We start from the raw sequence: 23,707 nt of genomic DNA on the forward strand, positions 1-23,707 counted from the left end.
CAGAGACCTCTCCACCTTCCGCGGTCCCTTTTCTGTACGCCGAGGGCTCCGCGTCCATTCGTGTCGCGCCGGCCGATGCGCCACGAGGTGTAACAACGCCGTGTAACAACGCCGACGCCTGTTGGTGGGGCATACGTTACGACGCCGACAGGGCAAAATGTGAGAAGGGTCACCCCCTATTTCGGCAAGAGAGTGTGATTGTCGTCACGTCTCACTGAAGCGCAGGCACTATTCCCCCTCATGTCCGGTTTTTTCTGGTGTTCTGGAAGACTTGCCCTGGCGAATGGGGAGGTCGAGGCCAGAGTGAACAGGGTGAGATCCTTCGTGGCCGGCACCGAGCCCGGCCCCCGGCTCGCGCGGCTGACCGTCGCCGTGGTCTTCGCGGGTTTCGCCTCCGTGTACGTGCTGGCAGCCGACGGCGTGGCGGAGGCGCTGCTGCCGCTGGGCGTCCTCGTGCTCCAGCTGGGGCAGGTCTTCCCCCGGTGGCGCCGCCTGCGCGGCCCGGCCGCGCTCGCCGCGCAGGCCGTTCTCGCGACGGTGGCGGTGCTCGTCTGCGGCGTGTCCGTCGGTCTCTTCGGCTTTCTCGCCGGTTCGCTACTGCTCGTCTCCGCGTGGCCCGTGGCGGTCCTCGTGGTGGCCGGGGCCGCGCTCGTCCAGGCCACGCGTTCGGCGGACGCGCTCGCGGTGATCGATTCCACGATCACCCCGGCGCTCGCCGCTCTCGTGATCTACGGTCTGACCCGGATGGCGGAGCGGGTGGACGAGGTCGCCGCGGCCCGGGTGAGGCTCGCGCTCGCGGCCGTCGCGGAGGAGCGGCTCCGGATCGCCACCGAGCTGAACGAGGGCATCGGGCGGGGGCTCGACGCGATCGAACGCGGCGCGCGCCGCGCCATGGAGTCGGCGGTGGACGCGGGGGCGACCGGGCAGACGATCGGGGACGTCGCCGCCACGGCGCGGCGCTGCCTGGCGGACGCCCGCTCGGCGGCGGCGGACTACCGGGCGCTGTCGCTCGCCCCGGAGGTCGCCGCGGCGCGGGCGCTGCTGTCGGCGGCGGGGGTCGAGACGGAGGTGCGGATCGGTCACACCGAGCCGCTCGGCTCGGCCGGGGCGCTGCTCGCGACGGTGCTCCGCGACGCCGTCACCGACGTCGTACGGCAGGGAACCGCCCGGCACTGCCTGATCGAGACCGTGCACCGTGACGGCATGGTTCGGTTGCGCGTCACCAACGACGGTGTGCGAACGGCGGGCGCGGGCGTCGAGGGGTTGGACGACGTCATCGACCGGATGGCGGCGGTGTCGGGGGCCCTGCGCGTCGGGCTCGATCCCGACGGCAGGTTCGGCGTCGAGGCCGCCATCCCGGCCACGCCGCCCGCTCCGCCGCCACCGGACACCGCCTACGGCCTGTCGATCGCCCTGCTCGGCACGGTGGTCGCCGGATTCTGCGTCAAGGCGTTGCTCCTCGTCCCGGGAGATCTGGTTCTGCCGGCGGCGGCGTGCCTGGCCGTGATCGCGTACCTGCAGCTCCGGTCCGTGCGCGGGCGTCATCCGTACGCGTTGGCGGCCATGGCCCTGCTCGCCTATGCGCCGTTGTTCGTGTTCGGCCAGGACTGGCTGGGCGTGGGCGGCTTCCTGGCGGGCCCGCTGCTGCTCATGTTCCGCTGGGCGGTGTCGTTGCCGCTCGTGGCGGTCGTCATGGCGAGCGTGGCGACGGCCGCGGCGGCGTTCGGGCTTCCGGCGGAAGCCGTCGTCAACTACACCGCCAGCACGCTGGTCACCGGGTTGGTGATCCACGGCCTGGTCGGGTTGGCCCGGGTGGTCAAGGAGCTCCAGGACTCGCGGGAGGAGCCGGCCCGCGCCGCGATCGTCCAGGAGCGGCTGCGCGCCGCGCGCGACCTGCACGACCTTCTCGGACACAACCTGGCGGCGATCCTGCTCAAGTGCGAGCTGGCCCGGCGCCTGGCGGACGCCGCCCCGGAGCGGGCCCGCGCGGAGATCGCCGACGTCATCGTGATGGCCGGGCGGGCCAGGGCCGATCTGCGGGCCGCGTCGGGCGACCACCGTGAGATGTCGCTGGAGGAGGAAGCGGAGTCGGCCCGTTCCGTGCTGGCCGCGGCCGGGATGGAGGTCCGGCTCTCGCTCGGCCACGGGCCGCTGCCCGCTCCGGCCGAGACCGTGCTCGCGACCGTTCTGCGGGAAGCCGTGACCAACGTGCTCAGGCACAGCTCGGCGCGGAGCTGCCACATCGCGTCCGAGGTCTCCCAGGGCGTCGTACGGCTCAGCGTGCGGAACGACGGGGTGCGCCCGGACGCGGGGCGCGGCCGGCCGGGCTCGGGCATCGGCAACCTCACCGCCCGGCTGGCCGCGCTCGGCGGCGAGCTGACCGCGCGGGTGGAGGACGACGGCTGGTTCCGGGTGCGGGCCGTCCTGGTGCCGTGACCGGCAAGGTTTGCCCGGACGGGCATTAGATCCAGCCGGCCTCCCGGGCGATGCGGGCGGCGTCCGTCCGGTTGCGGGCGCCGAGTTTGGTCACGATCGTGGTGAGGTAGTTGCGTACGGTCCCGGCGCTGAGGAACAGGTCGGCGGCGATCTCGGTCGCCTCGGCGCCGCCGGCGGCCAGCCGTAGCACGTCGGCCTCGCGCGGCGTGAGGGGGTTGTCGGCGAGGTCCCAGGCGGCGACCGCCAGCGAGGGGTCGAGGACGCGGCCTCCGGCGGCGATCGTGCGGATCGCCGCGACCAGGTCGTCCGGCGGCGCGGTTTTCAGCATGAACCCGTTGACCTGCGCGCTCAGCGCCCGGCGAAGGTGGCCCGGCCTGCCGTTCCCGGTGAGCATCAGCGTGCGGCAGGCGGGCAGCTTCGCGCGCAGTTCGGCCGCGGCGCCGAGGCCGTCCAGGCCGGGCATGTCGATGTCGAGCACGGCGATGTCCGGCCGGTGCCGGAGCGCGGCGGGCAACACGGCCTCACCCGAGCCGACGGCGTCCACCACCGTCAGGTCGTCCTCCAACTCCAGCAACGCGACGAGTGCTCCGCGTACCACGTGCTGATCTTCTGCCAGCAGAACCTTGATCACGGCAATATGTCTATCAGTGTCCGACTCATGACGTCGTCATGTCCGACTCGTGATCGGCTCTCTGGTCCGCGTTTCCCCGGTTCAGCAGGCTTGATTCCATGAACGACGCGGTACGGCTGGACGCCGTGAGCAAGGTGTATGGCAAGGGGCAGGGCGCGGTGGCCGCCCTGCGCGAGGTGACGATCGGCATCCCGCGCGGGGGCTTCACCGCCGTGATGGGGCCGTCCGGTTCGGGCAAGAGCACGTTCCTCCACTGCGCGGCGGGGCTGGACCGGCCGACCTCAGGTTCGGTACGGCTCGGCGGCACCGAGCTGGCGGGGATGGACGAGACTCGGCTGACCGAACTGCGCCGGGAGCGGGTCGGCTTCGTGTTCCAGGCGTTCAACCTGGTCTCGTCCCTGACGGTGTCGGAGAACATCACGCTCCCGCTGCGGCTGGCCGGGTCCGCTGTGGACCGGCCCTGGCTGGACGAGGTCGTCCGGCGGGTCAAGCTCGACGGCCGTACCGGCCACCGCCCCGCGCAGCTCTCCGGCGGGCAGCAGCAGCGAGTGGCGATCGCCAGGGCGCTGGTCACCCGGCCCGAGGTCGTGTTCGGCGACGAGCCGACCGGCGCGCTCGACACGGTGACGGCACGCGATGTGCTCACCCTGCTCAGGGAGGTGGTCGACGGCCTCGGCCAGACGGTGGTGATGGTGACCCACGACCCGGTGGCCGCGTCGTACGCCGACACGGTGCTGTTCCTCGCCGACGGCCGCATCGTCGACACGATGAGCGCGCCGACGGCCGACAGGGTCGCCGACCGCATGACCCGGTTGGGAGCGTGGGTGTGATGTTCGGGTTCGCCCTGCAGACAATGCGGAGCCGCAAGGCCGGCTTCGCCGGAGCGTTCTTCGCGCTCCTGTGTGCCGCCGCGCTCGTCTGCGCCTGCGGCGCCCTGCTGGAGACGGGGCTGCGCGGCCAGATTCGGCCCGAGCGGTACATGGGCGCTCCCATGCTGGTCGCCGGGGACCAGAACGTCCGCGAGACGATCAAGAAGGAGAAGGGGGACGGCGAGGTCAAGACGAAGGTCAAGGCCAAGCCGCTGTCCGAGCGGGCCTGGGTGCCCGCCTCTCTCGCCGACCGACTGGCGGGCGTCCCCGGCGTGCGCTCGGTGGTCGCCGAGGTGACCTTCCCCGTCCATTCCGGCGGTGCCACGTTCACCGGCCACGGCTGGGAATCCGCCGCACTGACCCCCTTCACCCTGCGTGCGGGACGTGCGCCGGGAGCGGCCCGAGAAGTGGTCGCCGACGCCGCGTCGGGGCTGGCCGTCGGAGCGCGGCTCACCGTCGAGGCCGCGGGCGAGTACCGCGTGGTCGGCGTGACGGCGGAGGCGCTGGACAGCCAGGCCACCCTGTTCTTCGGCACGGCGGAGGCCCGCAGGCTGGCCGGGCTGCTGGGCGGGCGCGCGGCCGACTCCGTCAGCGCGATCGGTGTCTTCCCCGAGGGGGATGTCACTGCCGTTTCGGCGGGCGTGAACGCGGTGCTGAAAGGCACGAACACACTCGCCTACACCGGGGACGACCGTGGCACGGTCGAGTTCCTCGCCGCCGAGAACGCCAGGATCAAGCTGATCAGCCTCGGTGGCGCGCTGGGCGGCACCTCGCTGCTGGTCGCGATCCTCGTGGTCGTGGGCACGTTCGCGCTGTCGATCCAGCAGCGCCAGCGAGAGATCGCGCTGCTCCGCGCGGTCGCCGCCACGCCCCGGCAGATCAGGAAGATGCTCGGCGGCGAGGCCCTGCTCATCGGCCTGGTCGCGGGCGTCCCGGGCTCCGCGCTGGGGGTCGGGCTGGCGTTCTGGCTGCGGTCGCGGTTCGTGGACCTCGGCGCGATGCCGTCGAACCTCGACCTGGTGCTGAGCCCGTTCCCCGTCTTCGCCGCGCTCGGGGCGACCCTGCTGGCGGCGTGGGCCGCGGCCAGGATCTCCGCCCGCCGCACCGTCAGGATCCGGCCGGTCGAGGCGCTGGGCGAGGCCGCGCTGCGCCAGGCCGGGCTGCCCAAGGGCCGGTTGGTCGCCGGGCTGCTCTGCCTCGCTGCCGCCGTCACGCTCACGCTGGTGCTGTCCACGCTGTCGATCGAGGCCGCGTCCAGCCCGGTGACCATGCTGACCGCGCTGGTGTGGACGACCGCGATCGCCCTGCTCGGCCCCGTCATCGCCAAGGTCGCCGTCACCGTGCTCGGGGCGCCGATGCGCGCCTTCCGGGTGGGCGGGCACCTCGCCGCGGCCAACCTGCGGACGTCCACCGGCCGCCTCGCCGCCGTCGTCACCCCACTCAGTCTGATGGTGGCGATGACCTGCACGATCCTGTTCGTCCAGACGACCATGGGGCACGCGGCCCAGGAGCAGGCCCGCACCGGGACCCGCGCCGATTACGTCCTCGGGCCGCGCGTCTCCGAGGCGGCGGCCGACGCCGTACGTAAGGTGCCGGGCGTGGTGGCGGTGACCGAGGTCCTGCGCACCTCGGTCCGGGTCGGCCTGACGAGGTACGGCGCGCAGGCCGTGACCCCCGAAGGCCTCGCGTCCACCATGGACCTCGACGTGCGGAAGGGCTCCGTGGACCGCATGGGCGCGGGCACGCTCGCGGTCAGCGAGACCGCGGCGGAGGGCCTGGGCGTGTCCGTCGGCGACCCGGTGGCGCTGACGCTCGGCGACGGCACCCCCGCCACGCTCACGGTCGCCGCCGTCTACTCCCGAGGTCTGGGCTTCGCCGATCTCACGCTGCCGCACGATCTGGTCGCGGCGCACGTGGACGACCCGCTGGCCCGGACCGTTCTCGTGGCCGCCCCATCGGTGGACCGGGCCGCGCTGGCCGCCACCCTGCGCGACCGTCCGGGCATGGGCGTGCTCGACTGGGTCGAGGCGACCGCCGCACCCGCCAACGCCGAGGTCAACTACGTGGCGATGGGCCTGATCATCGCCTTCACCGCGATCGCGGTCGTCAACACGCTCGCGATGGCGACCTCCGACCGGGCCCGCGAGTTCGCGCTGCTCCGCCTCGTCGGCACCACCCGGCGGCAGATCATGCGCATGCTGCGCTGGGAGACCTTCGTCGCGGTGCTGGTCTCGGCGGCACTCGGCACGGGCGTCGCCCTGGTGACGCTCACCGCGTTCAGCACGGGGATGACCGGATCGGCCACGCCGTACATGCCGCCGGTGACCTACCTGGCGGTGGTCGCGGCGGCGGCGGCGCTGGCCCTGGTCGCCACCGTCGTCCCCGCCCGGTTGGTTCTGCGTGACAGGCCGGCCGACGTCATCGGGGCGAGGGAGTGAACGCCGCCCAGAAGCGGTCCGAGATGGAGCGCGGCCTCATCACCGGCGGGGACTCGTCAGTCCGCGCAGATGAGCTCGATCCCCTGCGGCAGGCTGCCGTGGTGCGCCGCCTCGACGAGATAGAAGAGCAGGGTCGCGCGGAACGCCTGGGCCGCGCGGGTCGGCTCGACGTCCTTGCGGTGCGCCAGCGCGACGGTGCGGCGCAGCCCCGGAGGGGCGAGCGGGGTGCCCGCGAGGCCCGGCCGGCCGTCCAGCACCATGGACGGCACCACCGCGACGCCGAGCCCCGCCTCGACGAAGCGCAGCACCGCGTCCATCTCGCCGCCCTCGACCGCGAAGCGCGGCTCGAACCCCGCCTGCCGGCACGCGGCGAGCGTCGCCTCGCGCAGGTCGTAGCCGCGCCGGAACATCACCAGCGGCCGCCCGCGCAGGTCCTCGATCCGCATGTACGGCTTGTTGCGTCCCGGGGGAGAGGCGACGACGAGGTTCTCGCGGAGGATCTCCTCGGTCACGAGGGAGGGGTCGCTGCTCTGCAGCGGCAGGATGATGAGCGCGAGATCGAGCTGCCCCCTGGCCAGGTCGCGTACCAGGTCGCGGGAGCCGCTCTCCTCCACGAGCAGTTCGACGCCCGGGTAGTCCCGGTGGAAGCGGGCGAGGGCGTCGGCCAGCAGGCCCGCGCACAGGGACGGCGTCGCGCCGAGCCGGACCCGGCCGCGGCGCAGCCCGGCCAGCTCGGCGACCTCGCGGCGCGCGGTCTCGGCGTCGGCCAGCATCCGGCGGGCGAGCGGGAGCAGCGCCTCACCGGCCGGGGTGAGCGTCACGTTGCCGCGCGCCCGGCTGAACAGGGGCGCGCCGAGCTCGGTCTCCAGAGTCCTGATCTGCTTGCTCAGCGAGGGCTGGGCAACCCGCATCCGCTCGGCGGCATGAGTGAAGTGCCGGGTTTCGGCCACCGCCACGAAGTACGCGAGTTGCTGGAGCTGCACGCCTCCCAAGCGTACGGCTGTGAGATTCGTCGCATCAGGGCGAGGCCTCCGGAACGGATAAGCCCCGACGGCCAGAGGTCATAGCCTGCGGCTATCGGAACGACGCCTGCGATGACTTGGACTCGTTTCGGAACCCGAACCTAGCGTGAACAGCTGTGACAGCCACGATAGACCGGGGAGCGGCCACCACGTCGGTCGCACCCCACGCAGCGCAGAAAAATCCCCCCACACGCCGACGCCCGGGCTTCTTCGCCTCGTCGAACGGCAAGAAGGCCGTCATGGCCGTCACGGGTGCGGTCCTGGTGCTCTTCCTCCTCGGCCACATGGTCGGCAACCTCAAGGCGTTCTTCGGAGCGGACGCCTTCAACCACTATGCCGAATGGCTGCGGACCATGGGCTCGCCCGCCGTGCCCTACCGCGTCCTGCTGACCGTCGTCGAGATCGCTCTCGTGGTCGCGGTGGTCCTGCACATGTGGTCCGCCGTGTCCCTCGCCCGCCGCGCGGCCCAGGCCCGGCCGGTGAAGTACGCCGCGAAGCGCAAGTCCCAGGCCAACGGCTACGCCACCCACACCATGCGGTACGGCGGGGTCATCATCCTGCTGTTCGTCATCTGGCACCTGCTGGACATGACCTTCGGCGCGGTGAACCCCAAGGGCTTCGACGCGGACCCGTACGACCGGCTGGTGGCGGGCTTCGACCCCTCGCGTTGGTGGGTCACCCTCTTCTACGTCGTGGCGATGATCATGGTCGGTCTGCACCTGCGGCACGGCCTGTGGAGCGCGTTCCAGACGCTGGGCCTGGCCGGCGGACGCAGCTACGGGAAGTTGAAGGCGGGCGCGGCGCTGGTGTCGCTGGTTCTCGTGGTCGGCTTCCTGGCCGTGCCCGTCGGGGTGATGATCGGAGTGATCAAGTGAGCGACCAGACGCATCACTACAAGGTCGGCGAGCCGATCCGGGACACGAAGGCGCCCGAGGGCCCGATCGAGGACCGCTGGGACAAGCGCCGTTTCTCGGCGAAGCTGGTCAACCCGGCCAACAAGCGCAAGATCAACGTCATCGTGGTCGGCACCGGCCTCGCGGGCGGGTCGGCCGCGGCCACCCTCGGCGAGCTCGGGTACCAGGTCAAGTCGTTCTGCTACCAGGACACGCCCCGGCGCGCGCACTCCATCGCCGCGCAGGGCGGGATCAACGCCGCGAAGAACTACCGCGGTGACGGCGACAGCGTCTACCGGCTCTTCTACGACACGGTCAAGGGCGGCGACTTCCGCGCCCGCGAGTCCAACGTGTACCGGCTGGCCCAGGTCAGCGTGAACATCATCGACCAGGCCGTGGCCCAGGGCGTCCCGTTCGCCCGTGAGTACGGCGGCCTGCTCGACACCCGCTCCTTCGGCGGCGCGCAGGTGTCCCGCACCTTCTACGCCCGCGGCCAGACGGGCCAGCAGCTCCTGCTGGGCGCGTACTCGGCCCTGGAGCGGCAGATCGCGGCCGGGACCGTCGAGATGCACACCCGGCACGAGATGCTCGACCTGGTGATCAGCGACGGCCGGGCCCGCGGCGTCATCGTGCGCGACATGGTGACCGGCGAGATCGAGACCCACCTGGCCGACGCGGTCGTGCTCGCGACCGGCGGCTACGGCAACGTGTTCTTCCTGTCCACGAACGCCAAGGGCTGCAACACGACGGCGATCTGGCGCGCGCACCAGCGCGGCGCGATGTTCGCCAACCCGTGCTACACGCAGATCCACCCGACCTGCATCCCGGTCAGCGGCGACTACCAGTCGAAGCTGACGCTCATGTCGGAGTCGCTGCGCAACGACGGCCGCGTGTGGGTCCCGCTCGCCAAGGGCGACGCGCGCAAGCCGGCCGACATCCCCGAGGACGAGCGCGACTACTACCTTGAGCGGATTTATCCCGCTTTTGGAAACCTGGTGCCGCGTGACATCGCCTCCCGGGCGGCCAAGAACGTCTGCGACGAGGGTCGCGGCGTCGGCCCCGGTGGTCTCGGCGTCTACCTCGACTTCGCCGACGCGATCGCCCGGCTCGGCCGGGACGCCGTCGAGAAGAAGTACGGCAACCTCTTCGAGATGTACGAGCGCATCACCGGGGAGAACCCGTACGAGACGCCGATGCGCATCTACCCCGCCGTCCACTACACGATGGGCGGACTCTGGGTGGACTACGACCTGCAGTCCACGATCCCCGGTCTGTTCGTGGTCGGCGAGGCGAACTTCTCCGACCACGGCGCCAACCGCCTCGGCGCGTCCGCGCTGATGCAGGGCCTGGCCGACGGATACTTCGTGCTCCCGACCACGGTCGGCGACTACCTCGCGAACGTGAAGTCGTTCGGCGACGTGGACCCGGCGGAGGTGGAGCAGGCGCGCGAGGCCGTCCAGCAGAAGATCGACAAGCTGCTGAGCGTGAACGGCACCCGCACCGCCGACTCCTACCACCGGGAGCTCGGCAAGATCATGTGGGACTACTGCGGCATGGAGCGCACCGAGGAGTCGCTGCGCAAGGCCCTGGAGCGGATCCCCGAGCTCCGTGAGGAGTTCTGGAACAACGTCAAGGTGCCGGGCGACCCCGAGGGGCTCAACCAGGCGCTGGAGCGGGCCGGGCGGGTCGCCGACTTCTTCGACCTCGCCGAGCTCATGTGCATCGACGCGCTGCACCGTACGGAGTCGTGCGGTGGCCACTTCCGCGCCGAGTCCCAGGACGCGGACGGCGAGGCGCTGCGCGACGACGACAACTTCGCCTACGTCGCGGCCTGGGAGTGGGGCCAGGACGGCCCGACGCTGCACAAGGAAGTGCTCGACTACGAGTACGTCAAGATGACCCAGCGGAGCTACAAGTGAGCGGCATGAACCTGACCCTGAAGGTCTGGCGTCAGAACGGTCCGTCCGACGAAGGACGGATGGTGACCTACAAGGTCGAGGACGTCTCGCCGGACATGTCCTTCCTGGAGATGCTGGACGTACTCAACGAGCGGCTGATCCTCGCGGGCGACGACCCGGTCGCCTTCGACCACGACTGCCGCGAGGGCATCTGCGGCATGTGCGGCATGGTGATCAACGGCGTGGCGCACGGCGAGCAGCGCGCCACCACCACCTGCCAGCTCCACATGCGGCACTTCAAGGACGGCGACGAGATCACCATCGAGCCGTGGCGCGCCGCGCCCTTCCCGGTGGTGAAGGACCTGGTCGTGGACCGGGCGGCGTTCGACCGGATCATCCAGGCCGGCGGCTTCATCAGCGTGCCTGCGGGCTCGGCGCCGGACGCGCACAGCGTCCCGGTGAAGAAGGAGGACGCGGACGCGGCCTTCGACGCGGCCACCTGCATCGGCTGCGGCGCCTGCGTGGCGGCCTGCCCGAACGGCTCGGCCTCGCTGTTCACCGCCGCGAAGATCACCCACCTGGGCCTGCTGCCGCAGGGCCAGCCGGAGCGTGACTCGCGGGCCAAGGCCATGGTCGAGCAGATGGACCTGGAGGGCTTCGGCGGCTGCACCAACACGGGTGAGTGCACCGCGGTCTGCCCGAAGGGCATCCCCCTCGACACGATCGCCCGCATGAACGCCGACTACCTGAAGGCGTCCAAGTAAGAACCTGCCGGTGCGGCGGCCCGCCGCCGCACCGATCGCTTTCCCGAAGGCGTGAGACGTACATGATGTACGTCTCACGCCTTGTCTTTCTCCTGGGAGAACCTTCTGTCGCGCTCATCATTCATGCATGAGCATGAATGATGAGAAGCAGCCCATCACGATTTCCCTCCCGCGCCGGGGGAAGATCAGTCCGTGGCCGCCTCGGGCATGGCGGCCGGTCCGAGATCGCCGTCCGGCTCGCGGGTGAGGACGGAATACAGGGCGGGGTCCGCGTAGATCTCGGCGCTGTGCCGCCACTGGGTGAGCAGGAGGGCGATCGGAGTGAGGTTGTCCAAGGCCACCGCGCCGCGTGCCGTGTCCACCAGCTCGGAGAGGAGGGTGTCGATGTCCTCGGCGGGCAGGAAGGTGCTCCACGGGAGGGCCTCGGGCAGTGCCTGGCGCAGTGCGGAGATGTTCTCGGTCCGGACCAGCCCGGCCAACAAGCGGGAGGTGAAGTCCACGACCGTGGTGTCGCGCTCCAACTGGTCGACGCGCATCAGTGCGAGGTCCCCCGCGTCGCGCCGCCGCAGCCGCAGCGCGCGGACGGCGTCCAGGCGGCGCGTGGTCGCGCCAGGATGATGGAGTAGCTCACTGAAGGGCACATCCTCATAAGGCGCGGTCATGACATCCACAGTAGCTCGGATGTCGATCCGGTGGTAGGGAGTGTCGCGTCACCTGCGTCAATTGGTCTACAGGACGGCCGTCGTAAAGGGATCGCGACCGCCCGCGCGCGTCGAGTCCACCGCACTTCCCGCGATCGCGCAGGTGGCGGTGGATCGTGAAATGCCGCCGTCGCCTACGCATCGCGTACAGGAGCGTCCGGGGGCAGGATGCGTTCGACGACGTCCGCGATCAGGTCGTCCACCTGCGCCTCGGGGAAGAGGTCGGGCAGGGTGAGCCGTTCGAGGATCAGCCAGTTCAGCGCCATGTAGAGCACCACCACCGTGGTGGCGTCTCCCGGCATCTTGGCCTCCAGATGGAAGCCGATGTTGGCGTCCAGGTCGGCCCGGATCCTGCGGGTGAGCACGGAGCGCAGCTCGGGGCGGCGGGTGGCCTCCAGGCGCAGCTCCACCAACGCCAGATAGCCCGCCGGGAAGGCGGTCAGGCGGCCCACCATCTCGCGCATAAGCGCGGTCACGTGGGCGCGGTCGTGCGGCCCCTCCAGGATGTTCGCAAAGAGGGAGGAGTCGGGCTGCCACCGCTCGTAGACGCGGGCGCCCGCCTGGGTGAGCAGGTCGTCGCGGTTGGCGAAGTAGTTGGACGCGGTGCCGTTCGGCACCTTCGCCTCGACGTCCACCGCGCGGAAGGTCAGGCCGCGCGCTCCTTCGCGGGCCAGCACCTCAATGGCGGCGTCGACGAGCGCCGCTCGCCGGGCCGGATTCTGCCGCATCGCAACCTCCATGGGTCTCGGGTTGACATCACTCTAAGTGTAGTACTACGGTCTAACCACTCCAAGCAGAGTACTACAGGCGAGACGCTTCGAAGGGTTCCGTATGCGAATTGAATTCACCGCCCTCTCCACCGTCGGGGGCGCGAAGGCCGTACCGGGCGGGGGCGGCGCGCCCGTGCCGGGTGTCCGTCCGGACCGCCGCCAGACTCCGCGGCCGCGTTCCGTGCCCCGCCCGCGGCCGCTGCCCAAGCCCGGCGCGGCCCGCTGACGGGCGCACCGTCATCCGGCGCCGGTCGTCCAGCACCGTCATCCAGCACCACCATCCAGCACCGCGAAGAGGGTTCAGATGCGAAAGCTCACGTACTACGTCGCCACCACGATCGACGGCTTCATCGCCGACCCCGACGGGGGATTCGGCTTCTTCCCCGAGGCTGAGGACATGGTGCGGGTCCTCAACTCGGAGCGGCCCGAGACCGTCCCGACCGCGTTCCGCGGCCCGGCCGGGCTCGACGGCGTCGGCAACAAGCGGTTCGACACCGTCCTGATGGGCCGCGGCTCCTACCAGCCCGCGCTGGACATGGGAGTGACCAGCCCCTACCGCCACCTGCGCCAGTACGTCGTCTCCACCACCATGGGCGAGATCGCCGACCCCGAGGTGGAACTGGTCTCCGGAGATCCGGTCGAGCTGGTGCGCCGGCTCAAGCGGGAGGACGGCCTCGGGATCTGGCTGTGCGGTGGAGGGAAGCTGGCCGGCTCCCTGCTGTCCGAGATCGACGAACTGGTCATCAAGCGATACCCGGTGGTCATCGGCGCGGGCATCCCGATCTTCAGTGCGCCGTTCCGGCCCCAGCTGTTCGACCTGGTCGACACCCGCACGTTCAGCAACGGCGCGGTCGTCCTCACCTACGCCAAGAAATAGCCGCTGCCGGTTCCCCGATTCTCCACTCGACGAAAGAAGCGCATGCGAAAGCTCACGTACTACATCGGCATGACCATCGACGGCTTCATCGCCGCTCCGGACGGCGCCGCCGACTTCTTCCCGGTGACGCAGGATGTCATCGACTTCATCCGCGACGACTATCCGGACACGCTGCCGTCTCATGTCCGCCCCCAGCTCGGCCTCGACGACGGCAACCGCGATTTCGACACCGTGGTGCAGGGGCGCGTGACCTACGAGCCGGCGCTGGAAATCGGCGTGACCAGCCCGTACGCGCACATGCGCCAGTACGTGGTGTCCGGGAGCATCGCCGGCAGCCCCGACCCGGCCGTCGAGATCGTCACCGGCGAGGTGCTCGCCAAGATCCGTGAACTCAAGGCCGAGGACGGCAAGGGCATCTACCTGGCCGGCGGCGCCCGCCTCGCCGGTGCCGTGCTCCCCGAGATCGACGAGTTGGTGATCAAGGTCTATCCCGTCGTGGCCGGGTCCGGCATCCCGCTGTTCACCGCCGACTTCTCCCCGGCGTACTTCGAGCTCACCGGGACCCGCGCCCTCGACAGCGGGATGGTCGTCCTCACCTACGTCCGAAAGTGATCGGCGACGCCCGGCGGGGCGCGCCGTACGACCGGGACGGCCGTCGGGGGCGGAAGGCCTTGGGCAGGGTGCCCACGTCGCACGAGACGGAACGGTCCGTCTTGACACTGGTGGAGTTCCGGTGCACACTGGGGCCGTCTACGAGACGAGACGAACCGTCTCGCTTATGGGGTCTCACTGTTGAGAAGGAGATGATGCCCTGTGACGACCGGGAAAGTATGGTTCATCACCGGCGCTTCACGCGGTCTGGGCAGGGCGTTCACCGAGGCCGCCCTCGGTTCCGGAGATCGTGTCGTGGCCGCCGCCCGCGATGTCGAGCCGCTCGCCGACCTGGCCGCGGAGCATCCGGGCGCTCTCGTACGGCTTCCGCTGGACGTCTCCGACCGCCAGGCCGTGCGCGCGGGTGTGGACCGGGCCGCTGCGGCGTTCGGCCGGCTCGACGTGGTCGTGAACAACGCCGGCGGCCTGTTGTACGGCATGGTCGAGGAGGCCACGGAGGAGCAGATCCGCGCGCATCTCGACGTCAACTTCTTCGGTGCGGTCTGGGTGGCGCAGGCCGTGGTCCCGCACCTGCGGGCGCAGGGCGGCGGGCGCATTCTGCAGGTCACCTCGATGGCCTCCGGCGGCGGGATGGCCACCGTCGGGTTCTACGCCGCCGGCAAGACGGCGCTCGACTCGATCAGCGAGGCGCTGGCGATGGAGGTCGAGCAGTTCGGCATCAAGGTCACCATCGTGCAGATGGGCGGCTACGACACAGGGCTGTTCACCACCGGCACCACGGTGACCGCGCCCCATCCGGCCTATGAGTCCCTGAGGACGAAGATGGCGGAGATGTGGGGCGACGACGCCGGCCCGGACCCGCGCACGGCCGCCCCCGTCATCATGGAGCTGGCCAAACTGCCGGAACCGCCCCGGCGGCTGATCCTCGGCAGCCGGTCCTACGACATCGTCCAGGAGATGGACCGCGCCCGAGCCGAGCTCTACCACGCCTGGGAGCACCTCAGCCGGATGGCTCCGGGCTGATCGGGCGGTTCGGACTTCTCAGGTAGGGTGCGGGCATGGGTAGCGCTTTTTGTGCCTGCGCGTGCGCATGTTACGGCAGGACCCGCCGCGCCTAGCGGCGGGCTGATCTCACCTTTCCCAGTTCCGCCGCACATCGGAGTCATCGCCGGTGCGGCATCGCGTGCTGCCCGGCTCCGACCGTCCAGCGCGGAGCGAACCCATGCATCACCCTTCACAGGGCGGCCGACACGAGCTCGGCCAGAACTTCCTCGTCGACCCCTCGGTCATCGCCACCATCGAACGACTCATCGCGCGTACGCGCGGACCGATCGTGGAGATCGGTCCGGGAGACGGGGCCATGACCCTGCCGCTGAGCAGGCACGGTAGGTCCATCACAGCGGTGGAGATCGACCCCAGGCGCGCCCGGCGCCTGGAACGGCGCACCCCGCAGAACGTCGTCGTCGTGAACACGGACGTCATGCGCTTCCGGTTCCCCCGGCATCCTCACGTGATCGTGGGCAACCTTCCCTTCCACCTGACCACCGCGATCATGCGGCGTCTCCTCGTCGAGGATCGGTGGCGCGCGGCGGTGCTGCTCGTGCAGTGGGAGGTCGCCCGGCGCAGAGCGGGCGTGGGAGGCGCCACCCTGCTGACCGCGAGCTGGTGGCCCTGGTACGAGTTCGAGGTGCACTCGCGCGTGCCGGCCCGGTCCTTCCGTCCCGTGCCCTCGGTCGACGGCGGCCTGCTCACCATGGTCCGCCGAGAGACCCCGCTCGTCGTCGACCGCGGGCGGTACCAGGACTTCGTCAAGCAGGTCTTCACCGGCAGGGGGCACGGGCTGCGCGAGATCCTCGACCGGACCGGACGGCTCGACCGCACGGCGGTGCGCGAGTGGATGCGCGCCGAGCGCGTCGCACCGAACGCGCTGCCGAAGGAGCTGACCGCCGAGCAGTGGGCCTCGCTGTGGCACCTCGTCGCCGACGGCGCCGCCGATCGCCGGCCCGTACAGCGCCGCTGACGAGCGGGAGTGGTCGGCTGTCGCGACGTGCCCGCAGACTCCCGCGTCCAAAGCGGATGCGGGAAGAACGCGGGCACTCGCGACCGCCGGTGACCGGTCAGGAGGCGCGGGGCCGGCGAGCGCTCGGCGCGAGCAGTCGTTCCAGTTCGGTACGGAGGGCGGCGATGTCGATGCCCGACGAGCTGATCACCCGCGCGCCGAGCCCCTCGGCCTCCCGCAGCAGGCCGAGGAGGATGTGGCCGTCACGGATCTCCTTGCACTTCAGGGCGATCGCCTCGCGCAGGGACAGTTCGAGGGCCTTCTTCGCTCCGCTGTCGAAGGGGATGTGGCGACCGCTGACGAGCAGACCGCGATGGTTGCGGCTCGGTGCCCGGTCGAGGGCGCCCGGCCCGAACGCCGCCTCCACGCGTTCCCGTACGGCCGTGAGATCGATGCCGATCGCCTCCAGCGCGTCGGCGTCCAGGTCGCCGCCCCGAGGATCCGGACGCGACGCCCGGAGCACCTCCGCCTCCGCCCGTTCGGAGGTGAGTCCGTGTCCGTGCAGGATGCGCGCCGACATGGTGTCCGGCTGCTCCAGGAGGCCGAGCAGCAGGTGCTCGGTGCCGATTTTGGGGTGATTCAGGCGCCGGGCGTGTGCCTGCGCCTGGGCGACCGTCTGCCGGGCTTCCCTGGTGAACCGCTCGAACATCCCTACTTCTCCCGTCTCAGTAGCCCACGCCCGCCCGCGTACTTCTTGTGAACCGCCTGCCGGGTGACGCCCAGCAGGACGGCGATCTCCTGCCAGGACCAGCCCTGGGCCCGCGCGTTCTCCACCTGTAGTGCTTCTAGCCGCTCGACCAGCACCCGCAGGGCGCGTACCGCCCTCAGTCCGATGCCGGGATCGCGGCTGCCGGCATCGCTCGCCAGCTGCGCCGTATCGTTCATGCTGTCAACTTAGGTTTACATCCGCTCGGTGTCAACCAAGGTTTACACAACGGCCCGGCGACCTCGCCGTTCGAGCTTCCGCCTCGCGCTCAGCCGTGGACTTCGTGGATGCCGGGGCGTACCGGCCGCTATCCGACTGCCGCCCCGACGAGATGGCCGATGCCGTAGGTCACAGCGGCCGACGCGAGTCCGAAAAGCAGCTGTCGCGCACCCGAGTACCACCAGGTTCGGGTGGTGTATCGAGCGACAACCGCCCCTGCGACGAACAGTGCGACCAATGTCAGCGCGGCGGCGACGCCGAGCGCGTCGACGCCCAGGAGGTAGGGCAGCAGCGGAATCGCAGCTCCCGCGACGAAGGAGAGGAACGATGAAATCGCCGCCGTCCACGGATTGGGCAGGTCGTGGAGATCGACGCCGAGTTCCTCGCGGACATGGACTTCCAGGGCCTGATCGGGATCGCGTAGGAGCTGGTACGAGACTGCCTGCGCCAGTTCCGGATCCACGCCTCGCTTCACATACATCTCGGCGAGTTCCCGCTGCTCGGCCAGCGGGTTATGGCGCAGCTCATGTCGCTCGGCCTCGATTTCGGCGAGCATCGACTCGTTCTGGCTGCGCACAGACGTATATTCGCCCGTGCCCATCGAAAAGGCGCCGCCCACCAGGCCGGCGAGCCCGGCGAGGGCGACCGCCTTCGTTGATCCCTGCGCACCGGCGACGCCGGCGACCAGTGCCAGGTTGGAGCACAGCCCATCCATCATGCCGAAGACGGTCGGGCGCAACCATCCCCCAGAAACATCCCTGTGCGCGTGATGAATCTCGAATTCAAATGGTTCCGTAGTTGTTGTCATGCCGAGGGAGGTTACCCGGTTGCGAATTTCCACAATTCCTCAGGCTCGCCTAACGTTGCTTTGCCTTCCCTAATAAGGGGCATTCTCCATTCGCCTCAAGGGCCGGTGGCGTAAGGCAAGGCTTTCTGGGAAACGCCAAATTAGGGCAGGCTTGCCAAAATTGTGGGCCCGCGGAGTGCGGCTGGTCAGGCCGGCACGTCGGGCGAGGTCGGCGACACGCCGTCGGGAAAATCGTTTGCCGGGCCGGTGACCGGCCTGTGAGCCTGGAAGACGCCATGTTCTCCTTGCCCGTCGCCGATCCCGGCGTTCCCGATGCCCGGAGTCCCATCCGCTATCTGTGGTGGGTCGCCCGTGCCCAGTCCGTTCCGCTGCTGATCGGCATCGGATTCGCCATCCTGTGGTGGCTGGGCCAGGCCCTCGTGCCCGCCGCCATCGGCGCCGCCGTCGACGCGCTGTCAGCAAAGGACACGGACGGCCTGGTGCGCTGGTCGTCGGTGCTGCTCGGGCTCGGCGTGGTGCAGGCCGTCGCCGGCGTGCTGCGGCACCGGTTCGCGGTGTTCACCTGGCTGGCCGCCGCGTACCGCACCGTCCAGGTCACCGCCCGCCAGGCCACCCGGCTCGGGGCGACGCTCCCGAAGCGGCTCTCGACCGGCGAGGTGGTGAGCGTCGGCAACTCCGACATCGCCCACATCGGCAACGCGATGGACATCCTGCTTCGCGGTACGGGAGCGGTCGTCGCCATCGTCACGGTGACCGTCATCCTGCTCACGTCGTCGCTGCCGCTCGGGCTCCTGGTGCTGATCGGCGTGCCGCTGATGGCCGCCGCCGTCGGCCCGCTGCTGCGGCCGCTGCATCGCCGCCAGCACCTGCAGCGCGACCTTCAGGGTGAGCTGGCCACGCGGGCCTCCGACATCGTGGCGGGTCTGCGGGTGCTCCGCGGCATCGGCGGCGAGCAGGTGTTCGCGGCCCGATACCGCGAGGAGTCGCAGCGGGTGCGGCAGGCCGGCGTCCGGGTCGCGTCGATCGACTCGATGCTCGAAGGCGCCCAGCTCCTGCTGCCCGGCCTGCTCATCGCCTGTGTGACCTGGATCGGCGCGCGGTTCGCCCTGGCCGGCGAGATCAGCCCGGGCCGGTTGCTCGCCTTCTACGGCTACGCGGTCTTCCTGATCTCGCCGCTCCGGACGCTCACCGAGGCAGCCGACAAGATCACGAAGGGCCATGTCGCGGCGGGCCGGGTCTGCCGGATCCTGTCGCTGACCCCGGAACGGACCGGAGGCGACGCGCCCATGCCGGCCGGCGGCGACCTGCACGACGAGGAGTCCGGGCTGACCCTGCCGCGGGGCCGGCTCACCGCGCTGGCGGCCACGACGCCCGAGGACGCGATCGCCGTGGCGGAGCGGCTCGGCGGATACGCGCCAGGAAACGTGACGCTGGACGGCGGCCCGCTCGACGAGCTGCCGGTGGACCAGGTCCGGCGGCGCATCCTCGTCGCGGACAACGCGGCCAAGCTCTTCACCGGCCGGTTGCGCGACGAACTGGACATCGTCGGAACCGCGTCCGACGAGTCGGTACGGCGCGCCCTGGCGGCTGCGTGCGCGGAGGACATCGTGGAGGCGCTCCCCGACGGCCTGGACGAGCACGTGGCCGAGTCCGGCCGGGAGTTCTCCGGCGGGCAGCAGCAGCGGATCCGGCTGGCCCGGGCGCTGGTCGCCGACCCCGAGATCCTGATCCTGATCGAGCCGACCAGCGCGGTGGACGCGCACACCGAGGCGCGGGTGGCCGAGCGGCTGAGCCCGGCCCGAGCCGGTCGCACGACCCTGGTCTGCACCACCAGCCCGCTCGTCCTCGACCACGCCGACACCGTCCTCTTCCTGGAGGACGGCAAGGTGCGGGCCGAGGGCTCCCACCGGGAACTGCTCGCGACGGAACCCGGATACCGGTCCACCGTCACGCGAGGGGAGGAATAGCCGATGGCCCGCGAGATCCTGCCGGTCGCCGACGAGGCGCAGGTACGTGCCTACGCGCGGCGGCTCACGCTGAAGTACCCTCGCGAGCTCGCGCTCGCCCTGGGGCTGCACGCGCTGGCCGCCCTGTCGGGTCTGGCCGCTCCACGGCTGCTCGGTGAGCTGGTCCAGGCCGTCGCCGACCGCGACTCCGGCATCAACGTGGACACGCTGGCCCTGGCCATCGCCGGGTTCGTGGTCGTGCAGGCCGTCCTGGTCAGGTTCGCCGTCTACGTCTCGTCCCGGCTGGGCGAGAAGGTGCTCGCCGAGCTGCGTGAGGACTTCGTCGACAAGATTCTCGCCCTGCCGCTGTCCACCGTCGAGCGAGCCGGATCCGGCGACCTTCTCACCCGTACCTCCCGGGACGTGGACGCGCTCTCCCGCAGCGTGCGGCACGCGGTGCCCGAGACGCTGATCGCGATCGTCACCGGCTTCTTCGTGGTGGGCGCGGTCCTCGTGCTCGACCCCATCCTGGCGGTGCCCTCGCTGCTCGCCGTTCCGGTGCTGTGGGTCGCCACCCGGTGGTACCTCAAGCGGGCCAGAGACGGCTACCTCCGGGAGAACGCCGCGTACGCGGAGATGACCGAAGGGCTCGCCGAGACCGTGGACGGCGCGCGGACCGTGGAGGCGCTGGGCCTGCGCGAGCGCCGCCACCGCAGGACCGACGACGACATCGCCCGCTCCTGGAAGGCCGAGCGCTACACCCTCGGCCTCCGCACAGTGTGGTTCCCGGCGGTCGAGTTCGGCTACGTCATCCCGGTCGTGGCCACCCTGCTCATCGGCGGGCTGTTCGCCACCAAGGGATGGGTCTCGCTGGCCCATGTGACCGCGGCGACCCTCTACGTCCAGCAGCTCATCGACCCGCTGGACCGGCTGCTGTCCTGGGTGGACGAGCTCCAGGTCGGCGGCGCGTCGCTGGCGCGGCTGCTCGGCGTGGCTGCCGTCAAGGAGGATCGCGTGGTCGGCTCGGCGCGTCCCGGGGGAGAGGAGCTCCGGGCGTCCGACGTGCGCTACTCCTACCGCGACGGCCGCGACGTGCTGCACGGCATCGACCTGGAAGTCCGGCCGGGCGAACGGCTCGCCATGGTCGGCCCCTCCGGCGCGGGCAAGTCCACCCTGGGCCGGCTGCTCGCGGGCATTCACGGCCCGCGTACCGGCTCCGTCGCCGTGGGCGGCGTGCCGCTGGTGGAGCTGCCGTTTGACGACCTGCGCGGTCACGTGGCCCTGGTCACCCAGGAGCACCACGTCTTCCGGGGGACGCTGCGGGACAACGTGCTGATCGCGCGTCCCGACGCCTCGGACGATGACGTCCGGCGCGCCCTCGCGGCGGTGGACGCCTGGGAGTGGGTCGAGCAGCTCGACCAGGGGCTGGACACCGACGTCGGCTCCGGTCGCACCACGATCTCCCCGGCGCAGGCGCAGCAGCTCGCGCTCGCCCGTCTCGTGCTGGCCGATCCGCACACGCTGGTGCTCGACGAGGCCACCTCGCTGATCGACCCGCGCGCCGCCCGTGACCTGGAGCGTTCACTCGCGGCCGTCCTGGAGGGGCGGACCGTGATCGCGATCGCGCACCGGCTCTACACGGCGCACGACGCCGACCGGGTCGCCGTCGTCGAGGACGGCCGGATCAGCGAGCTGGGCTCGCATGACGAGCTGGTCACGGCGGGCGGCGCCTACGCCGCGCTGTGGCAGAGCTGGAACGGTGGTTCCGGGCACGCGGACGGGCGACGGCCGGGCGACGGCGGCCTGACTGAGGGGACGCCGACCATGGAGCTTCTCGACCCCGAGGACCCGGATCCGGAGAGTCCCGACGCACAAGGCGTCCCGCTTGGGGCGTAACCGTCAGGTTGTCGCCGGGCGCGACGACCCGCTGCGCCCGCTCCAGTCGGACATCGAGTGATATATCCGGGGGTGCCTCCCTGGGAAATCGGGGAGGCACCCCCGGATACGTCTAGCCGAGAGCCCGCTTGAGGAAGTCGAGCTGGAGGAGCAGCAGGTTCTCCGCGACGACCTCCTGCGGCGTCATGTGCGTCACCCCGGACAGCGGCAGCACGGTGTGCGGGCGCCCGGCGGCGAGCAGCGCCGAGGACAGCCGCAGCGTGTGCGCGGCCACGACGTTGTCATCCGCGAGGCCGTGGACGAGCAGCAGCGGCCGGTCCAGCTTCTCCGCGTCGGCGAGCAGCGACGACCCGTCGTAGTGCCCCTCGTCCGGATGGCCGAGGTACCGCTCGGTGTAGCACGTGTCGTACAGCCGCCACTCCGTCACCGGAGCGCCCGCGACCGCCGCGTGGAACACGTCGGGACGCCGGAGCACGGCCAGCGCGGCGAGATAGCCGCCGAACGACCAGCCGCGGATGGCCACCCGCGACAGGTCGAGGTCGTACTGCTGCGCCGCGCCCTGCAGCGCCTCGACCTGGTCGTCGAGCGTGAGGGTGAAGTCGTGCAGCAGCTCGCGCTCGAAGGCCGGGCCGCGGCCGGGGGTGCCCCTGCCGTCGGCGACGATCACCGCGAAGCCCTGCTCGGCCCACCACTGGGACTCCAGGAACATCCGGCCGGAGGCGAGCACCCGCTGCGCGCCGGGCCCGCCGTACGGGTCCATGAGGACGGGCAGCTTGCCGCGGCCCGGCTCGTACCAGGAGGGGAGCAGCACGGCCGTGGCCAGGTTGCGCTTGCCGGTCGGGACGAACGTGACCCGCAGGTCGAGCCCGGGGCGCGCGGCGTGGGAGTCGATGTGGCCGCGCAGCTGCCCGTCACGGAAGACCCGGGTGACGGAGGTCTGGCTCTCCATCGTGGAGCCGATGATCAGCGTCGTCCCGCCGGCCGAAGTGCCGCTGTAGACGCCCGGCTCCTCGGGGCTCACCCGCGCGAGGACGCCGTCGGCGCAGGTCCAGACCTGCACCTCGGTGGGGTCGGCGCTCGCTTGGAACAGGACGGTGTCGCCGTCCACGGTCAGCACCGAGCGCACCTGCAGGGTCGGGGGCGTGACCGGCCGGTCGCCGACGATCAGGCGCCGCCCGCCCTCGGAGTCGGCCACCCACACCAGGGTGCCGTCGGAGAGCCGGTCAGGGACGCCGGCGATGACCTCCACCCAGGCCGGGTCCAGGTCCTCGCGCACCAGCGTGGGCGTGGACGCCGGGTCCGCCGTCGTGAAGAGCCGCATGGCCTTCTGGTCGCGCGGCATCGTGACGATCGCCAGGCCGTGGTCGTCCCACACCGCCGTGACCAGGTACTCGTCCTCGTACGGCACCGGGGTGCGCGAGCCGTCCAGGCCGAACACGTACAGCTCGGTGCGGGCGTTGGGCGTGCCCGCCGCCGGATAGGCCACGGTCACCGGGTCGGACGCCGGGTTGGCCGGGTCGGCGATGTGCCAGCGCGTCACCGGGGACTCGTCCACCCGCTCGACCAGCAGCGCGTCGCCGGAGGGCGACCACCAGTAGCCGCGCATCCGGTCCATCTCCTCGGACGCGATGAACTCGGCCAGGCCGTACGTGACGCCCTCCTCGGTGGCGACCGCGACGTCCTCGTCCGTCTCCAGGTCGCGCACCCGCAGCGCGCCCCCGGTCACGTACGCGACGCGGGTGCCCTGCGGGTTCAGCCGCGGGTCGATCACCGGCCCCGGCGTCTCCAGGCGGCGTACGTCGCCGGAGGCGAGATCGACCAGGTGAAGCGCGCCGGAGAGGGCGAAGACGGCCTTCTCGGCCGCGGAGTCGGTGGCGTAGGCCACCACGCCGCCCGCCGCCTCCCGGGCCCGCTCGCGGCGGGCGCGCTCCTCCGGCGGCAGGTCCTCGTCGGCGGCGCCGAGGCCGAGCGGGTCCACGACGAGCCGCTCCGCGCCGGACGCGACGTCGAACTCCCACAGGCACGTCACCGGATCGGTGCCGGACCTCGACCGGAGGAAGATCACCCGACCGCCGTCGGGAGAGATCGTGAAGCCGCGCGGGACGCCCAAGGTGAAGCGCCTGGTCCGGGCAAACAGCCGGGGAAAGCTCTCAGTCATAGCT

21 protein-coding genes are annotated in these 23,707 nt (G+C 71.1%); 13 read left to right on the plus strand and 8 right to left on the minus strand.

What is annotated here, in order from left to right:
* The first annotated feature begins 312 nt into the window (after positions 1-312).
* Complete coding sequence (locus AWQ71_RS20495) at positions 313-2,436, plus strand: sensor histidine kinase (RefSeq protein ID WP_218001880.1); 2,124 nt, start codon at positions 313-315, stop codon at positions 2,434-2,436.
* A 25-nt stretch (positions 2,437-2,461) separates the two neighbouring features.
* On the opposite strand, the gene AWQ71_RS20500 is transcribed toward AWQ71_RS20495, so the two are convergent.
* Complete coding sequence (locus AWQ71_RS20500) at positions 2,462-3,067, minus strand: response regulator transcription factor (RefSeq protein ID WP_067135516.1); 606 nt, start codon at positions 3,065-3,067, stop codon at positions 2,462-2,464.
* A gap of 98 nt (positions 3,068-3,165) precedes the next feature.
* On the opposite strand from AWQ71_RS20500, the gene AWQ71_RS20505 reads away from it, so the two are divergent.
* A complete protein-coding gene (locus AWQ71_RS20505; protein WP_067135518.1) occupies positions 3,166-3,897 on the plus strand; it encodes an ABC transporter ATP-binding protein in 732 nt (243 codons plus the stop codon).
* Positions 3,897-6,374, plus strand: coding sequence for an FtsX-like permease family protein (locus tag AWQ71_RS20510; protein ID WP_174550739.1), 2,478 nt, complete (start codon positions 3,897-3,899; stop codon positions 6,372-6,374). Before AWQ71_RS20505 ends, AWQ71_RS20510 begins: the two co-directional genes overlap by 1 nt.
* Before the next feature lie 56 nt (positions 6,375-6,430).
* Here the strand turns inward: AWQ71_RS20510 and AWQ71_RS20515 are convergent, their stop codons facing one another.
* On the minus strand, positions 6,431-7,357 hold the full coding sequence (locus AWQ71_RS20515) for a LysR family transcriptional regulator (RefSeq protein ID WP_067135522.1): 927 nt from the start codon (positions 7,355-7,357) through the stop codon (positions 6,431-6,433).
* A gap of 155 nt (positions 7,358-7,512) precedes the next feature.
* Between AWQ71_RS20515 and AWQ71_RS20520 the strand changes: the two genes are divergently transcribed.
* Genes AWQ71_RS20520 through AWQ71_RS20530 form a run of 3 tightly spaced genes read left to right on the plus strand, consistent with a single transcriptional unit; the run spans position 7,513 to position 10,951 of the window.
* Entirely contained in the window at positions 7,513-8,271 is a 759-nt protein-coding gene (locus tag AWQ71_RS20520) for a succinate dehydrogenase cytochrome b subunit (RefSeq protein ID WP_084259092.1), read from the plus strand.
* Entirely contained in the window at positions 8,268-10,208 is a 1,941-nt protein-coding gene (locus AWQ71_RS20525) for a fumarate reductase/succinate dehydrogenase flavoprotein subunit (protein ID WP_067135527.1), read from the plus strand. The genes AWQ71_RS20520 and AWQ71_RS20525 overlap by 4 nt, the downstream gene beginning before the upstream one ends.
* Positions 10,209-10,213: 5 nt before the next feature.
* Entirely contained in the window at positions 10,214-10,951 is a 738-nt protein-coding gene (locus AWQ71_RS20530) for a succinate dehydrogenase/fumarate reductase iron-sulfur subunit (RefSeq protein ID WP_067135650.1), read from the plus strand.
* A 185-nt stretch (positions 10,952-11,136) separates the two neighbouring features.
* On the opposite strand, the gene AWQ71_RS20535 is transcribed toward AWQ71_RS20530, so the two are convergent.
* Both AWQ71_RS20535 and AWQ71_RS20540 read right to left on the minus strand, forming a co-directional pair.
* Positions 11,137-11,613 (minus strand): hypothetical protein, encoded by a 477-nt coding sequence (locus AWQ71_RS20535; protein WP_067135529.1) that lies wholly within the window; start codon positions 11,611-11,613, stop codon positions 11,137-11,139.
* Between the two features lie 173 nt (positions 11,614-11,786).
* Entirely contained in the window at positions 11,787-12,380 is a 594-nt protein-coding gene (locus tag AWQ71_RS20540; protein ID WP_067135533.1) for a TetR/AcrR family transcriptional regulator, read from the minus strand.
* A gap of 103 nt (positions 12,381-12,483) precedes the next feature.
* Here AWQ71_RS20540 and AWQ71_RS41760 point away from each other — a divergent pair, with 103 nt between their 5' ends.
* The 5 genes from AWQ71_RS41760 to erm all read left to right on the plus strand — a co-directional run bounded on the left by AWQ71_RS41760 (position 12,484) and on the right by erm (position 15,931).
* Positions 12,484-12,648, plus strand: a complete 165-nt coding sequence (locus AWQ71_RS41760) for a hypothetical protein (protein ID WP_157570456.1) — start codon at positions 12,484-12,486, stop codon at positions 12,646-12,648.
* Positions 12,649-12,726: 78 nt separating this feature from the next.
* Positions 12,727-13,299: a dihydrofolate reductase family protein gene (locus tag AWQ71_RS20545; protein ID WP_067135535.1), complete on the plus strand. Its 573-nt coding sequence runs from the start codon at positions 12,727-12,729 to the stop codon at positions 13,297-13,299.
* A 42-nt stretch (positions 13,300-13,341) separates the two neighbouring features.
* Positions 13,342-13,911 (plus strand): dihydrofolate reductase family protein, encoded by a 570-nt coding sequence (locus tag AWQ71_RS20550; protein WP_067135538.1) that lies wholly within the window; start codon positions 13,342-13,344, stop codon positions 13,909-13,911.
* Positions 13,912-14,112: 201 nt separating this feature from the next.
* A complete protein-coding gene (locus tag AWQ71_RS20555) occupies positions 14,113-14,934 on the plus strand; it encodes an SDR family NAD(P)-dependent oxidoreductase (protein WP_067135540.1) in 822 nt (273 codons plus the stop codon).
* Positions 14,935-15,133: 199 nt separating this feature from the next.
* Positions 15,134-15,931 carry a 23S ribosomal RNA methyltransferase Erm gene (gene erm, locus AWQ71_RS20560; RefSeq protein WP_067135542.1) on the plus strand — a complete coding sequence of 266 codons (798 nt, stop codon included), beginning with the start codon at positions 15,134-15,136 and terminating at the stop codon, positions 15,929-15,931.
* A gap of 97 nt (positions 15,932-16,028) precedes the next feature.
* Here the strand turns inward: erm and AWQ71_RS20565 are convergent, their stop codons facing one another.
* From AWQ71_RS20565 to AWQ71_RS20575, 3 genes are all read right to left on the minus strand, one after another.
* The gene (locus AWQ71_RS20565; protein WP_067135545.1) at positions 16,029-16,619 is read right to left on the minus strand and encodes a Clp protease N-terminal domain-containing protein; all 591 of its coding nucleotides are present in this window, start codon (positions 16,617-16,619) and stop codon (positions 16,029-16,031) included.
* A 2-nt stretch (positions 16,620-16,621) separates the two neighbouring features.
* Positions 16,622-16,855, minus strand: coding sequence for an RNA polymerase subunit sigma-70 (locus tag AWQ71_RS20570; protein WP_067135547.1), 234 nt, complete (start codon positions 16,853-16,855; stop codon positions 16,622-16,624).
* 128 nt (positions 16,856-16,983) lie between these two features.
* Positions 16,984-17,736: a VIT1/CCC1 transporter family protein gene (locus AWQ71_RS20575; protein ID WP_245658386.1), complete on the minus strand. Its 753-nt coding sequence runs from the start codon at positions 17,734-17,736 to the stop codon at positions 16,984-16,986.
* Positions 17,737-17,978: 242 nt separating this feature from the next.
* Between AWQ71_RS20575 and AWQ71_RS20580 the strand changes: the two genes are divergently transcribed.
* Both AWQ71_RS20580 and AWQ71_RS20585 read left to right on the plus strand, forming a co-directional pair.
* On the plus strand, positions 17,979-19,670 hold the full coding sequence (locus tag AWQ71_RS20580) for an ABC transporter ATP-binding protein (RefSeq protein ID WP_067135548.1): 1,692 nt from the start codon (positions 17,979-17,981) through the stop codon (positions 19,668-19,670).
* Positions 19,671-19,673: 3 nt separating this feature from the next.
* Complete coding sequence (locus AWQ71_RS20585) at positions 19,674-21,545, plus strand: ABC transporter ATP-binding protein (RefSeq protein ID WP_084259093.1); 1,872 nt, start codon at positions 19,674-19,676, stop codon at positions 21,543-21,545.
* 112 nt (positions 21,546-21,657) lie between these two features.
* Here AWQ71_RS20585 and AWQ71_RS20590 read toward each other — a convergent pair whose 3' ends face one another.
* Complete coding sequence (locus AWQ71_RS20590) at positions 21,658-23,703, minus strand: S9 family peptidase (protein ID WP_067135550.1); 2,046 nt, start codon at positions 23,701-23,703, stop codon at positions 21,658-21,660.
* Positions 23,704-23,707 lie beyond the last annotated feature (4 nt).

Origin of the sequence: Microtetraspora malaysiensis (assembly GCF_001528665.1) — a bacterium.
Lineage (GTDB): Bacteria > Actinomycetota > Actinomycetes > Streptosporangiales > Streptosporangiaceae > Microtetraspora_A > Microtetraspora_A malaysiensis.